Origin of the sequence: Nitrospira sp. ND1 (assembly GCF_900170025.1) — a bacterium.
GTDB lineage: Bacteria > Nitrospirota > Nitrospiria > Nitrospirales > Nitrospiraceae > Nitrospira_A.
In genome coordinates this window covers 925,756-939,837 of the sequence record NZ_FWEX01000006.1, presented here as the reverse complement: position 1 = coordinate 939,837, position 14,082 = coordinate 925,756, and the positions used below count along the sequence as shown (strand labels likewise).

General features: G+C 55.9%; 12 protein-coding genes and 1 tRNA gene. 3 read left to right on the top strand and 10 right to left on the bottom strand.

The window, feature by feature from the left end:
- Positions 1–520: 520 nt before the first annotated feature.
- Together NSND_RS09195 and NSND_RS09190 are read left to right on the top strand one after the other, a co-directional pair.
- Positions 521–3,253, top strand: coding sequence for an alpha/beta fold hydrolase (locus NSND_RS09195; protein WP_080878726.1), 2,733 nt, complete (start codon positions 521–523; stop codon positions 3,251–3,253).
- A gap of 33 nt (positions 3,254–3,286) precedes the next feature.
- Positions 3,287–6,295 carry an ATP-binding protein gene (locus NSND_RS09190; RefSeq protein ID WP_080878725.1) on the top strand — a complete coding sequence of 1,003 codons (3,009 nt, stop codon included), beginning with the start codon at positions 3,287–3,289 and terminating at the stop codon, positions 6,293–6,295.
- 101 nt (positions 6,296–6,396) lie between these two features.
- On the opposite strand, the gene NSND_RS09185 is transcribed toward NSND_RS09190, so the two are convergent.
- Positions 6,397–7,275, bottom strand: coding sequence for a YheT family hydrolase (locus NSND_RS09185; RefSeq protein WP_159450711.1), 879 nt, complete (start codon positions 7,273–7,275; stop codon positions 6,397–6,399).
- Between the two features lie 247 nt (positions 7,276–7,522).
- On the opposite strand from NSND_RS09185, the gene NSND_RS09180 reads away from it, so the two are divergent.
- On the top strand, positions 7,523–8,158 hold the full coding sequence (locus tag NSND_RS09180; RefSeq protein WP_080878723.1) for a class II aldolase/adducin family protein: 636 nt from the start codon (positions 7,523–7,525) through the stop codon (positions 8,156–8,158).
- Between the two features lie 72 nt (positions 8,159–8,230).
- Here NSND_RS09180 and NSND_RS09175 read toward each other — a convergent pair.
- The 9 genes from NSND_RS09175 to NSND_RS09135 form a co-directional block, all read right to left on the bottom strand.
- Positions 8,231–8,306: transfer RNA gene (locus tag NSND_RS09175), tRNA-Asn, on the bottom strand.
- A 64-nt stretch (positions 8,307–8,370) separates the two neighbouring features.
- A complete protein-coding gene (locus tag NSND_RS09170; protein WP_013247555.1) occupies positions 8,371–8,640 on the bottom strand; it encodes a hypothetical protein in 270 nt (89 codons plus the stop codon).
- A 77-nt stretch (positions 8,641–8,717) separates the two neighbouring features.
- Positions 8,718–8,996: a hypothetical protein gene (locus tag NSND_RS09165; protein WP_013247556.1), complete on the bottom strand. Its 279-nt coding sequence runs from the start codon at positions 8,994–8,996 to the stop codon at positions 8,718–8,720.
- A gap of 23 nt (positions 8,997–9,019) precedes the next feature.
- Positions 9,020–9,727, bottom strand: coding sequence for a 2-oxoacid:acceptor oxidoreductase family protein (locus NSND_RS09160; protein ID WP_013247557.1), 708 nt, complete (start codon positions 9,725–9,727; stop codon positions 9,020–9,022).
- Positions 9,728–9,744: 17 nt separating this feature from the next.
- Complete coding sequence (locus NSND_RS09155; protein ID WP_013247558.1) at positions 9,745–10,647, bottom strand: thiamine pyrophosphate-dependent enzyme; 903 nt, start codon at positions 10,645–10,647, stop codon at positions 9,745–9,747.
- Between the two features lie 69 nt (positions 10,648–10,716).
- Positions 10,717–11,928, bottom strand: coding sequence for a transketolase C-terminal domain-containing protein (locus NSND_RS09150; protein ID WP_080878722.1), 1,212 nt, complete (start codon positions 11,926–11,928; stop codon positions 10,717–10,719).
- 42 nt (positions 11,929–11,970) lie between these two features.
- On the bottom strand, positions 11,971–12,606 hold the full coding sequence (locus NSND_RS09145; protein ID WP_013247560.1) for a carbon monoxide dehydrogenase beta subunit family protein: 636 nt from the start codon (positions 12,604–12,606) through the stop codon (positions 11,971–11,973).
- Between the two features lie 333 nt (positions 12,607–12,939).
- Complete coding sequence (locus NSND_RS09140) at positions 12,940–13,227, bottom strand: YciI family protein (RefSeq protein WP_080878721.1); 288 nt, start codon at positions 13,225–13,227, stop codon at positions 12,940–12,942.
- 18 nt (positions 13,228–13,245) lie between these two features.
- Positions 13,246–13,659 (bottom strand): DUF2203 domain-containing protein, encoded by a 414-nt coding sequence (locus tag NSND_RS09135; protein ID WP_080878720.1) that lies wholly within the window; start codon positions 13,657–13,659, stop codon positions 13,246–13,248.
- Positions 13,660–14,082: the final 423 nt, after the last annotated feature.

The window sequence follows — 14,082 nt, the reverse complement described above, 5'->3', positions numbered from 1 at the left end:
TGGAGAAGGCAAATTCTGCCGCGTGAAATTCCTTAATGGCTCGGGTTCTGATGCGGCGATGAGCGCCTTGCAGGGTGTGCGTCAGGCCTTTGCGCGAAGTGAGGAATCGGCGTCAGTATCATGACGGTCGTCATCGTTCTGACTTGCTGGGGCTGCTTCCGCGTCGTGGCGACCCGGCCAACGGCGTCTTTCTTCCCTGTAGCTATCATCTAAGTTAATTTTTGTAGGTAACTACATTTTTTTTCTGCGGATGAGTTGACAATTATGTCTAATTCCCTAGAATAAGCTTCGAACATTGAGTTGTATTACAGTCGCTGTGTGCCAGTTCTGAGGCCGTGCGTGTCGTTAATCCTGCCCTTGTTAGATCAGCCGACATCCTCCCGCATTTTTGGAATCGTTCGTGCGCTTGCAAGAGTCCAGCCTCGCCCGGAGCGAGCTCTGTGAGCGGGCGACGACGTCCACACGTTATTCAATTCGATGCTGTGCAACGCGCAGCACTCAATACGGCGGGAGGGAATGTATGTCGAAGCACATCGCTGCGCGCAATGAGAGTGTGTCTGTGATCGGCCTGCTTGGCCAGGAGAGCAGGCGGCAATCTTCGGTGCCCGATCGGAAGAAAACCAGCGATGCCTGGTCTCTCTCTGTTGCAGAGCGGCGGGCTTCCCGACGCCTCGAGAGTCGCATCTCGACCCTCCTTCACTTTCAGGATCATACGTGGAACGGTCAGACGAAAAGCCTCAGCTTAGGCGGGCTCTCGATGGAATTTTCCGAGGACATTCCTGCCATGCTGAATCAGCAGATTCTGCTGAGTGTGACTCCCGGGGCCACGCGGCCCGAAAGTGTTGGGGTTGTGTGCGGGATTCGCGTTTCCGAAAGTGTCCTTGGTTCAGGTCAGACGAAAAGAGGGGTGACACTTGCCGTTCAGTTTGCGCGGTTGAGCCCTGGCGATGAGCAGGTAGTAGCCATGTGGATGAGCGAGGGCCGCGCACGGTCGAAGGGGCTGCATCTCGTCGCCGCATTGATCGCTCAGGAGAGTGAGGATGCCCTTATCGACACCGAGTCCCGGCAGCCGGTCGTCGCTCAGGCCGCGCGCGCGCGCCTTGCCCGGGTGCCCGAGCGTCCACGTCAGGAGCGGAGGCGTCAACAGCGGATTACGGTCGGATTGAGCACCGAGGTCAATGTCCGGCTTAGCGCCGGTGATCGAGTCTTGTCGGGGGCGTTGACGACAGATTTGACGTCAAGCGGGGCCTGTCTGTGTCTGTCGGCCGAAGAGGATTTGCTGGGTTCAGAATTGGAACTGAAATGGGTGTCACCGACTGTCGCCCAGCGAGGGTCTTCTGTGTCCACGCCGTCTGTCGGCTGCTCCGTGGTGGGTGAAGTGGTATGGACAAGACCGGGAGAGGTCGGCGCTCCTTCCGGCTATCGGCAGGTTGGGGGGCGGACGGTGTTGGCGGGGGTGCGCTTTCTCCCGGTTGCAAAAGAGGCTGAGGACATCATTGAGCACCTGCTCGGGCAGCAGCAGGGCGAGGGCGTCGTCGACAGGGCGGAAGGGCCTTCCGTCATCAGTGAGTTCTCGGAGTGTGTCCGCCCGTCCGGTCACCGTATCGCGCTCTGTCACGATCGGCCTCGAACCGATCTGTCGGACGACGCACCGATTGTGGTGTTGGCTCCCGGGTATGGGGAAAGCAAGCGCGACTATGTGCCGTTGGCCTACTATCTTGCCGGCAATGGGTTTCATGTCGTGCGCTTCGACAATGTGAATCATGTCGGAGAGAGCGATGGGTTGGTCACGCAGTTTCGCCTGGAGGATATGGAGACCGATCTGGAGACCGTGCTGGACTACGTGGCTGCTCAATGGCCGGGTCGATCCATCGGTCTTGTGGCGACCAGCCTGGCCGGTCGCGTCGCGCTCAAGGTCGCGGGGCGAGTCCCTCACCTGGGGCTGCTGGCGATGATCAATGGAATCATGGATGTTCAGCATACGCTGCAGGCCGTCCATCAAGAGGATCTGATCGGCGAACATCTGGCCGGTGTGCGCAAAGGGGTGGTCAACATTCTTGGCCTGACCATCGATGCGGATCGTTGGCTGGAGCATGCTGTGCAGGGAGGCTATGCCGACCTGCACACCACTCAGCAGGACGCCGAGCACCTCCATGCTCCCGTCGTGCTGTTTCATGCCGAGCAGGATGCGTGGGTCGATCCGGCCTCCATCGAGGCAGTCGGCGCGGCGATGGGTGCGAATCTCCGCCACTCCTATGTGGTGCCGGGCGCGTTGCATCGACTTCAAGAGAGCCCCCGGAAAGCCCGCACGGTCTATCGCCAAATTGCCCTATGCTGCCAGCAGGAGTTGTGGCCGACACGGTCGATGGCGCGCATGGTCGAACCATCGCATCGAGAAATCGGCGTGCAGAACCGCGCGGAACGCGAACGCAGCAAGAAGCGTCGGCCGGTGGGCAAGTCGGATCATGTGGCGTTCTGGCAGGAGTACTTACAGAATTTCCAGACGATCCCGAACGTGGCCGATTTTTGGCGGCTCATGGATCATGTCTATCGCCTGATGGGCGATTGCCATCACGGGGAGCGGATTTTGGATGCCGGGTGCGGCAATGGTAACCTCGGTGTGTTCTTGCAGCTCAATCAGGCGTTTCGGCAGCGCTATGCCAGGCGCGGAGATTTTCGCTCGCCTGACTATGTCGGGGTGGATTTTGTCCCGACGGCTCTGGCGCAGGCCATGACCAACTTTGAGCAGGTGGGGGCGGCGCTACAAGGGCAGTTTTATGAGGGGCTGCGAGCCTATGTGCCGATGTCGATGCGGGTCTGCCGTGCCGACCTGGAGTCTCCGCTGCCGTTTCCCGATCATTCCTTCGACCGGGTCGTGTGCAATCTTGTGATCGGGTACGTGCGCGACCCGCTCTTCACCCTCCGGGAATATCTGCGCGTGTTGGCTCCCAATGGACGGTTGGTGATTTCCAACCTGAAGCCGTATGCCGATCTCTCGGCGATTTATCGCAGCTTCGTTGAGACGGCTCAGACGCCGGACCAAATCGAAGAAGGGCGTCGCCTCCTGGACAATTCTGGTAGAATCAAAGAGCGGGAAGGCGAAGGTATTTTTCATTTCCATTACCAGGCGGAACTGGAAAGTTTGTTGCGCGCGGCCGGCGTCACGCATCCGCGGGTCTATTCCACGTTCGGAAACCAAGCGCTCATTGCCGTGGCCGATAAGGGCCTGGCGAACCTCACGGTGGCGGCATGATGACACGGCCTCGACTTTACCAGAGTACCTGAGATGAAAGTGCTCGCGTTCAGCGCCCTGGTGAATGCGTTGGCTGCGACAGGGCTCGGAATGTTCGTCTACTTCCGAGATCCTGCCGCTGCACGCAACCGGATTTACGGGCTGTACTGTCTGAGCATTGCCTTTTGGAGCGTCTTCTACTGTGGCTGGCAACTCACGGAGTCCAAAGACCTTGCGCTGAGTCTGCTGCGCTTGGTGATGGCCGGCGCATCTCTCATCCCGATTCTGTATTTTCACCACACCGTCACGTTTCTTGACATTACCGCGCGCCACGCCAAAGCCCTGAAGATCGGCTATGGTCTGGCGGCACTGTTTCTGCTGGCCGATACGACGCCCTGGTTCGTGGCCGGGGTGCACCCTGCGATGTCGTTCTCTTTTTGGCCGGTTCCCGGCCTCTTCTTCCATCCTTTCCTGCTGTATTTCCTCTGGTATGTCGTCTACGCAACCTCGCTCGTCGGGGTCGCTCTTCGGGATGCGAATGGCATCCGGCGCCATCAATATGCGTACATGCTGGCCGCCAGCATCATCGGGTATGCGGGCGGGGCCACGAATTTCCCTCTCTGGTATGGCGTACCGCTGTTGCCCTACGGCACGGTGCTCATCACGATGTATACGGCTCTGATGGCGTACACGATCGTTCGATACCGGCTGATGAATATCAGCGTCGTACTGAACAAGGGGCTCGGATATGCCATCGTGCTGGCGATTATTGTCGTGGCGACGTCCATCGGCGCGGTGCTCAGTAATCGCGCGACCGGACATTCCACCCCTCCGTTGTTGGCCGGAACGCTGTTCCTGATTTGTGCGCTCTGGGTGCTCAGCAACAATCCCCGTTCCACGTCGAATACGATCTTCAGCGCGGTGTGCGGGGCCGCCTGTCTCTGGTTATTCGGCTGTTTCATGCTGTTCTCCGCGTCACGCGAGGATGAGGCGCTCTTCTGGGTGCAGGTGATTTACACGGGAGTGGTCTTCTTGCCTGCGCTGACCTATCACTTTGCGCAGAGTCTCTCCGGAGGGGCTGCGCATGATCGCCTGATTGTGTGGAATTATGCCGTCGGCGCGCTTTTTTGGAGCCTGTTGTTCACGCCGTATCTGGTAGATGGTCAGTATGTCTACTATTGGGGCCGATATCCGAAGGCCGGGGTGCTCCATCCCTGGCTGGTCGCATACGTGGTGGCGGGCGGGGGTTTGACGGTTTATCGGCTGTATCAGGGGTATCGGCTCCACCTCAGTTCATCCCCGCTGCTCGGCGCTCAGCTGAAATATACGGTTGTGGCCCTCGCGCTTGGATTCCTTGCCTCTCTCGATTTCCTCCAGAATTATGGCGTGGGGTTCTATCCGGTCGGGTATTTACTGGCCGGCCTCTCGGTCACCGTCGTGGCCTATGCCATCGCTCGATACGAGTTGATGGATGTGTCGTTCGTCCCGAGTCGGCCGAAGGTGATGTTGTCGATCAAGTTGATGGGCCTGATTCCGGCCTACATGATGATCTTGCTGGTCATCCGGATCTTTACCGGGACGTTCCATTATCTTCTGGCCGGGGTGCTGTTCGGTTTATTTGTGATCGTATCGAGCGGCTTGGCGAACCTTCAGAAGGGGGTCGAGCGCGCGATCGGGCAGACGCTCTTTCGAGAGCGCTACGATGCCTACGATACGTTGGTGCAGTTTTCGAAGTCTCTTGTGGCGATCCTTGAACTGAAATCCCTCACAAAAGAAATTGTGCAAACGCTCGCGCGTGTGATGAACATCAAAACGGCCTCCGTCTATGTTCTCGATAAGGAACAAGGGATCTATAGCTTGACAGCCTCCTACGGGTTCGTGACGCGTGAGGCTGTCGTGCCTCCGATTAAGATGGAGGGAGAATTTCCCAAGACCTTGTTGCGGACAGAGACCGCCCTTGTCCGGGAAGAAATCGAATACGACAAGGCCGATACGGAGCATCTGCGCTTGCTCGACACCTTGAAAGCGTTGGAGTCCGAGGTCTGTATTCCGCTGATCAGCAAGGACCGGCTGGTAGGTTTTTGTAACTTAGGCCGCCGGGCCAATCATGGCATGTATTCGACCGAAGAGTTGGCCCTTCTCAAGACCCTCGCGCAGCATGCGGCGATCGCGATCGACAATGCGCTCTTATATGAGGACCTCCGTCGGTCCCAGTTGTTGATGCGCCGTACCGACCGGTTGCGCTCGCTTGAAACCATGGCCGGCGGGTTTGCCCATGAGATTCGAAACCCGTTGACCTCCATCAAGACGTTCGTTCAGCTGGCCCCTGAACGCCGTGACGATGTAGAGTTTATGGAGCAGTTCAGCCAGGTCGTGTGTGAAGACGTTGAGCGGATCGAGCGGCTGGTGCATGAGATTCTGGACTATGCGCGTTATATGACGCCGAAGCTTACTCAGGAAAGCTTGAATGACGTGGTGTCGTCCTGCCTCTACTTTATCGAGGTGAAGGCGAGCAGCAAGGCCATCACGATTCAGAAAGAACTGGCGAGCGATCTGCCGTACGTGAAACTGGACCGGCAGCAGATCAAGCAGGTCTTGCTGAACTTATTTATCAATGCGATGGAAGCCATCGGCGGTGACCAGGGGGGCCGCCTTTCCGTTCGCACTCGCAAACTTGTCAAGCCGGTGAATGAGCCATGGGTTCAGATCGAAGTCGAGGATAGTGGGCCGGGAATCGACCCGCAGGATCTAGACCATATCTTCGATCCGTTCTATACCACCAAGCACGAGAGCGGCGAGCGTGAGGGAACCGGGCTCGGCTTGACCATTGCGCACCAGATCGTTCAGGAGCATGGGGGGTATGTTGAGGTAGCCAGTGAGGTGGGCCATGGTACGAGATTCATGGTCAATCTTCCCGTGAATCCACCTATTGCGGAGTGGCAGGCTGCGCAGCCTGCCTTCGATGACGGAAGAAAGCTGGCCGGAGCGTTTCTCGCCAGGCCTCACCTCGGGTTGGATGAACAGTTTGGCAAGCCGCCTGCGCCCGTCAAAGCGAGTACCTGACGCCCAAGAGTAACTGGCGGTGGGGCTTCGCTATCCGACCGAATCTGTTCTCTCCCAAATGGGTATGGAGATATGCCGCGGATCTCGGAAGACTGCTATGTCTATGTCGTGACCATCCGACCTACCCATTCGAGGATTCTATTTTCAGCCCAAAACCGGTCCTCCTGCGGACACCGTTTCTGAAAGAATCCACAGTGTCCTCCGTAGCGCAGCATCATCAGTGTAATATTGGAATTGTGTCGGATCGCCGGGGTATCGAACATCGTAGCGGGAATGAATGGGTCGTCTTGAGCCGTGATGATCAGTGTGGGAACGGCGATCTGGTGGAGCACGTGACGGGCTCCTGCTCGGTCGTAGTAATCGACAACATCCCGATACCCTCCGTCCCGGGCGGTGTAGGCTTCGTCAAACTGGGTGATCGTTTTCATCGAACCCAACGGCGACAAGTCCCAGGTATCGGGAAAGAGCGCTGCTTTTCTTCGCATTCTCGCCTTTAAACTCGACAGGAAGTGCCAGTGATAGAGCCAATTCCTGGGTTGCTCGAGGGCTGCCACACACAGCGTGGGATCAATATTCGGGCTGACCGCTACCACACCTGCTAACGTCGGATCAGACTGTCCCATCTCTCCTGCCGCTTTCAAGGCGAGATTTCCGCCCATCGAATATCCCACTAGCCACATCCGAGACAGGTGATCGCGTTCCCGCAATTCCTGGATGATCGCTCGATAATCGTTACTGAGCCCGCTGTTGTACAGTGTCGGTGTCAGGTGGTCACTGCCGCCGCAGGTACGTTGGTTCATGCGGATGACGTTAAATCCCGCACGGTAGGCTTTGGTCGTCATCCCGCGCATGTAGTGGGAGTCTGCGGAGCCCTCAAGCCCGTGGAGCAGGATGAGGGTCGGGGAACTCCGGGGGTGAGACTGCCAGTGACAGAAGCCCTGCAGCTGGGTTCTCGGTTCGGTAGTGAATCGACGTGTCACCTGAGGGAGGGGTGCTCCTATCGCCTCCCGAGACCAGTAGCGAGGTATCAAAGTCATGAGATGCGGATTACGGAGCAGGAGTGCGGGAATGAATCCATCTAGCGCAGTCATATCCGGCTCATCATAAACAAATGCCGCTCCCTGCGCACTTTTCATTTTCTGTCGGGCCGGTGCCTTCTCCCCTCAAGGGTTGCGGGTGAGGAACCGATAACAGAAATTGGAAAGTTGATTCCCCAGGGAGGCAGGTATGCTGACTGCAATCGGTGATGTGATGAGGCGAGTGTATGAACGAGGTTGGATTACGACCCGAGACGGTAACATCAGCATGCGGAAACGGGCGGGCAAGTACCTGTATATCACACCGTCCGGATGGCGAAAGACGATTGTCCATCCAGAACACATCGTGCGGTTGGAGGTTCTGACTGATCCTGTGACCGGCCAACTTGTGCCAAAGGTGCGTGATGGGCAACAGCCATCCGGGGAGCTGTGGATGCACTGGAACCTGCAGAAGGACACGAAGAAGACGAGGACGGTCGTTCACGTCCATGCGACCCACATTGTGGCTGCGATCTATGCCGGAATCGATTTGCAGGCGATGAGTGCGGAGTTTCCCGAGATCTCACGTTATACGCGTGTAGGCCGCACGGTCCCTGCATTGCCGGCCTTGTCACGTGATCTGGCGGATGTGACGGCAGAGTGCCTGGGGTTGAAGCAGGATGGGACGCTGGAATTTGACATTGTCGGGCAGATGAATCACGGTGTGTGCGCCGTCGCGACGGACCCTTGGGGAGCCTATGAACACATCGAGCGGCTCGATCATATTTGCGAGATTGTTTTGAAGAGTGGAGTTGTTTCGAAGCCCTTGCCTAAACAGTCGTCCTAGTGAAGAGGTAAGAAAGATCAGGCAAAAAGAGAAGGGGCTGGCGGTGTTATTCCGTCAGCCCCCTTTGTATTGTGGCTCCCCGGGCAGGACTCGAACCTGCGACCAGCCGGTTAACAGCCGGCTGCTCTACCAACTGAGCTACCGGGGAACAAAGAGATTCAAGATAATCGTCGGCATTCTAGCAAAACTAAAGAGAGAAGGGGGAGACTTTTTTAGATGCCGAAATCATCAGTCTCGTCTTCGTCTGATGAGGCGTCCGTATTTCCTTCCGCCAGCGCGGCAAAATGTTTTGCCCAGGTGAGGTAGAGATTCCCGCTATCCCGCATCGTATCGGCGGCTTTGATGAGTTTCTCGGCTAATTCAGGGTCTTTTCCTCCGGCGTGTATGGCTGCGGCTTGCCGCTCAATCGCCTTGGGATATTCATTCAGCAGGCCGGCGATATCACGAAGCAGTTCATCGAGCACATTGTCTTCACGTTCCATGGGATCCTCTCAGTGCTCAGTTCAAGAAAAGGCCCCATAGCGTGGAACGCTATGGGGCCTTGCGACAACGCGACTCGCTACCCTTGGTAGGCTTGCCCGAGGCCTGCGGACTCGCCCTTGTGGCTCATCAGCTGCCCAGTGGCGCTGACTGCCTGCATCTCAATCGCTTCGTGTTTGGCGGCGTTGCAGACAACGACACAAAGTTCGCATCCCTTACAACGATCAATTGTGACTTCCGCCACCATTTTGGTCGAGTTAAGGTCCAAGCAGTTGGCTTCCGGGCAATACATGATGCAGAGGCGGCAGCCCTTCTTGGCCACGCACTTCTCGTCGATCACTTGCGCTACGTTATACATGCGACGTGGTTCCTTCTCTCTCGTTAAGCTGCAACGGCAGGATTGCCAACCCGCAACTCGACCTTGTTCTTATCAGCCCATTCGCTTGCGATTTCGTAGGCTCGCTTGACTGTTGCCAGGTTCTTCGCCAATAGCATTTCTTTCTTGGCGAACTTCTTCTTGATCGCTTCATCCAAGGAGGCGGTACCACCGGATGCCACGAACTTCTTGCCGAATCGTTCTTGCAAGGCGCCGTCGAGAGCTTCCATTGAGACGCATTTGGTAATACCTGCGACCGAACCGATCATCGACATATTCGTCGAGAGCTCGGTACCGGCGACTTCGATCGCGAGCTCGGTTCCCGCAATGTAGAACAAGGCCACGTTCAGGTCCTTGAGGCGATTGATATCTTCTTCTGACAAGAGAGGCTGGGCCGAGTTGATGATGACAACCCCCCCCTCTTTGACACCGGAGTAGAAGGGCATGGTGTAGCTCTTGCCCATCGTAATAACTTGAGGATGAAATACTTCGATCACATCGGGAAATACCAACTCACCCCGGTCATAGATCCGCTCAATCCCGATCCGACAGTAACTTTCTGCGGGAGCCATTCGTTTTTCAGCGCCAAAAAATGGATTCGAAATGGAAAACTTTCCGTCTCGGTTGGCGGCCATGGCCATTACGTGGGCTGCCGTCACGGCGCCTTGCCCACCCAACCCGGACATGCGAATATTGAGTCTCTTCTTGATCATGAGCGACCTCCGATTCCTTAAGCTTTTCCCGCTAACTGTTTTGCGGCGGCTTTGCGTTCCTTGTCCTTAGCAGCTAGTTCAGCCAGGAACTGCTTCGCCGGTTCGCTGACATACTCTTTATAAGCAAATCGCTCAGTTGGCTTTTCAGAGTCACGCATTTCCTGGAGGCCTTCCATGCTGTTCTTGCCGATTTCAAGGATGCACGGCGTGTACAGCTGGATATACGTAGGTCCAATTTCACGTGCAATGAGGACGGAATTCCGAATCACCTTTTCCACAAGTGACGGCTTGCTCACTGTGCAGTTAACGACGTAGTGACAGCCGGACTCTCGGGCAATTTCAGGCAAACGGACTTTGTCGAACAGTTTTCCAACCGGGGCCATTTTGGCAACGAAGCCTTTTTGCATCAGGCCGCTCTCCTGGCCACCGGTATTGGCGTACAGTTCATTGTCGAAACAGATGGTCGTGAACTTTTCCTGGCGGAACCAGGCTTGCAGGGTCATGTCCAGGCCGATATCGACCGTCGCACCATCGCCTGCCAAGACGACTACGTCTTTCACGCGGTCAGGGAATCTCACGCTCAGGGCTCGCTTCAGCCCGGATGCAATGGCGTTTTGATTGCCAAAGAGGGAGTGAATGTTGTGCACAGCCACCATGGGAAACACGAGGCTGGTGCAGCCTGTGGAACCGACCATCACCGTATCCTCAGGGTTTGGGAGTGAGGCCAGGATATAGCGAAAGGCCATGGATTCAGGGCAACCGGCGCACAAGGAGTGCTGCTCAATCAGTTCTTTAGAGGTTCCAATATCTTTCCAGCCACGGTCCTCTTTCCCATAGGTCGCGCTTTGAACGAGGTCCTGATAGTCCGACGGCATGATGTCATATAGGTCCGGCGAAATTTTGATTCGCTCTTTGCTCATGTATGCCTCCTCAAGGCTTGTCTATCACGTAATGATGGCTCAATGGACGGTGTCACAACTCAGCTACTATCAGCTACCTCTTCCAGCGAGTGACTCGGAGCGCAAGCCTAGAGCCGCTTTGATCTCTGAGGCAATAATTTCTGGCGGCATTGTCATTCCGCCACACACATGCGGGCCGGCATGAACACGCTCGCTGTTAGGGATGGTGGCTTTGATTTCTTTCGCCAACCAGCCCGTCACGTTAAACTCGGGCACAAAAATGTGTTTCGCATTCTTGGTGGCCTCGCGAATTTCCTCTCCGGGCCAAGGACGGAGTGACTTTACCTTCACCAGTCCGCAACGCACGCCTTCGTCTTCGAGCAGGCGAATAGCTTCTCGCCCCTGCGAGACCGCAGTGCCTGACGCAACAATCACGACCTCAGCATCGGTGTTTTCCGTATCGATCAGGCCATTGATCCACTTGATGGTGTGTTTGCGCGAGCGTTCAACCGCCGCCCAAATTTCTTGTTGCCATGAAGCGTGGGTGGCATAACTGATGTAGTTGCTCTTCATAATGAACGGGTCACGCATCATTCTGACCGGCGGACACTCCATGTCCATGCAAGGCACGGGTGAGCGGTAGGGATCGTAAGGTGGTAGGCACATATCTGCTGGAGTGAGGTTCACGACGTCTTTCGTATGGGTCACGAAGAAGCCGTCGCAGCATAGCGCCAGAGGTAAATGCACTTCCGGCTCTTCCGATACCATGAAGCCTTTGAGGATCCAATCGAAAAAGTCCTGTGCCGTTTCTGCATGCCAAACCAGCATGCCTGTATTTAACAGGTAGGAAATCTCAATGGTATCCGGCTGAATCGACAACGGGGAGTTGATGCCGCGACACGTGACGATCATTTGAATCGGCAGACGCGCACCTGCCCACATAGGAAAGTTCTCCATCGCGCGCATTGTGCCGGGTCCTGCGGTCGTAGTGAACACCCGTGCGCCACCAAAGGCAGCGCCGGCGCATTGGGACATAACGGCAAACTCGCTCTCTCCTCGGAAATAGTCGCCGATATAGCCTTCAGCAAATAATTCGCCGATGAGGGCAGCAGCTTCGCTTTGAGGGGTGATGGGATAGGCAATCATCACGTCGCAGCTTGCACGCCGCAAGGCTTCTTTAATAACCTCGCTGCCGGTATAAAAGGACGGGTTGCGAGGGGCCTCGTGCATCATCTCCCACGCATCTGTATACGTCTGGCCCTTTTTATTCTGTGTCCCGATGTGGGATTTTATTTCCGCCATGGACTCGGCCTCCTTTTAATCGTTAGAAGTGCTTGAAGCCACTTAGTTTGACGCGCTGGTCTTTGCTGTGGTCAGCCGCGGTTTGACCGTGCCCTTGAGTTTACGGATCCATTCGCCGAGCTTGAGTATTTTCTCCACAGAGGCATCTCTAAAGGAGAGCATGGCATCTTCATGTCCTGCCTGGGCGCACATCGCGACGGTATAGCAGGACGTTCCGCCCCGGATGATCTTAAGCGACAGATTCGCCTGGTGGCAGTGCACCCCGATGAACATGCAGCAGTCAATCTTGTTATGCCAGATGGTCAGGTTCGGGTGGTTGGGATTGATTTCCACTTCGGGATTGATCTTCGGATACTTGGGACGATAGTCCGGCATAGGAATCAGCATCGGTTTCTGCCCGGGCTGAACGCACTCCTTCAAAATTTCGTACAGCTTTCTGACGGCAGCGGCCTTCTTAGCGGCCTTTTCGTTCCAGGCCCACAAGACTAAGGGGCCCGGGAAAATGGTCGGTACCTGTGCCATCAGGAACTGGCGTGCCGCTTCTTCGTAGGCTTTTTCTTCAGGAACGATCACGCCGTTGATATGTGCCTCGCCTGGATTGGGGAGATAGATCCCCATGGAGGCTGCTGCCGGTGGCAGGAAGTGCTCTGGGCCTGGTAACACGCGATACTGAGTCATTCGAACCTGCTCTCTTTTGGGGGTTAACAACTTGGAGAAGGGACACCCTCGGTTAAAGCGTGGGGTCAAGTCACTCTATGCTTTCTCGATGTTTCTCTGCAACACGGCAGAAGGCCCACTTTGGGGAAATTTAGGGCCAGCGCTGGAGAAGGCCGTTAGGTCTTTTGAACTAGAGTGATTCGGCTTTCACAAACGGCGCTAAGTGCGCATTATAGGTGGCGATCTTTCGGGTTGTCAATCTGAGGAATATGCGGGACGCTACCCAGTGTAAGTGGGACGTAGGTGCTTACTCTTGCTGCGAGTAACTCACCTCGGGTCCCTGAAGAACGTTGATTACGTGTGCGATTGTGAAGCGGGAAGTACCTGTTGGAAGGGATGGACTTCCACGCGTTCGAAAATTCCGTGCACTGTGTAGGGGTCTTCTTGGGCGATCCGCTTGGCTTCTTCGAGAGAATCTGCCTCTATGATGATCAGGCTCCCTGCCTGATCAGTGAACGGGCCGGCTAAGAGCACTCGCCCTGCGCGGTTCAATGGCTCCAGTCCGGTCAGATGAGCGGTGCGATGAATTTTGCGTTTTGCTTGGCCGTCGGGCCCATCAAAGCCAAGGATGACGAATGTCATGGAGGGCACAGTCCTTTGCTAGCTAGAGGTTTCGTCAAGCGGGTGGCGATCTTTATATCCACAGGAAGTCTCGTGCCACCATCGAATTTCATCCTCACCGAACTTCCAGCACAGATAGACCACACGACCTTCGAGCTTATATGGAAAGTCACATAGCCCGAGATCGACGTCTTTGATGACCACGCCGAGTTCGTGAATCGCCTGAAGGCTTCCGCTGATCTCGTGGAGGGCTCGGATATAGAGCGCTCCAACGGGGCTTCCGCCGCCTGACGCGGCCTGCGCGCTGGCTTTGCTCACCTCCTCCTTCGTGCTCGCGATAACGGTTTTCGCCCGGCGTACCGAGGCAAATCGCTGATTGAGTTGAGGGAGGAGTTCGTTGGCTTCGGCCAACGTAAATATGCGATCCGGTGTGTCGTTGTCTGATTTGGCCATGAAAATTTCCCCGCGCGATCTTTAACATATCACTCCACGGCCTGCAACCGAGATGCCCGTCCACACTTGGGGTTTACTTATTAAGGAGACTGGTATGTAACGGTCGGAGCGTTGTGGGGCTAGTAAGAAGGTGTGTTGTGGTTCGAAGGACGACGGATCAGACGTTAATCTATTGACAATGTGCGGGGTCGGCGCTAAAATCACCTCAACTTCGCAATTTGTAGAAATTGCTTTACCTTCTGTGCATCAGCTTCCGAGACCCATCTCAAGCATAAATTCCCAAGGGCAGTGCAGCGGCAGTTGTGCAATAGTGGGTTGTTTTCATTTCCGCAAAATCTAAATCGACAACACCTTCATCGAACCATCCTGCCGTAGACAACCAGCAGGTCGACATCTAGACAATCACTTCCGTGAATTCGTTCA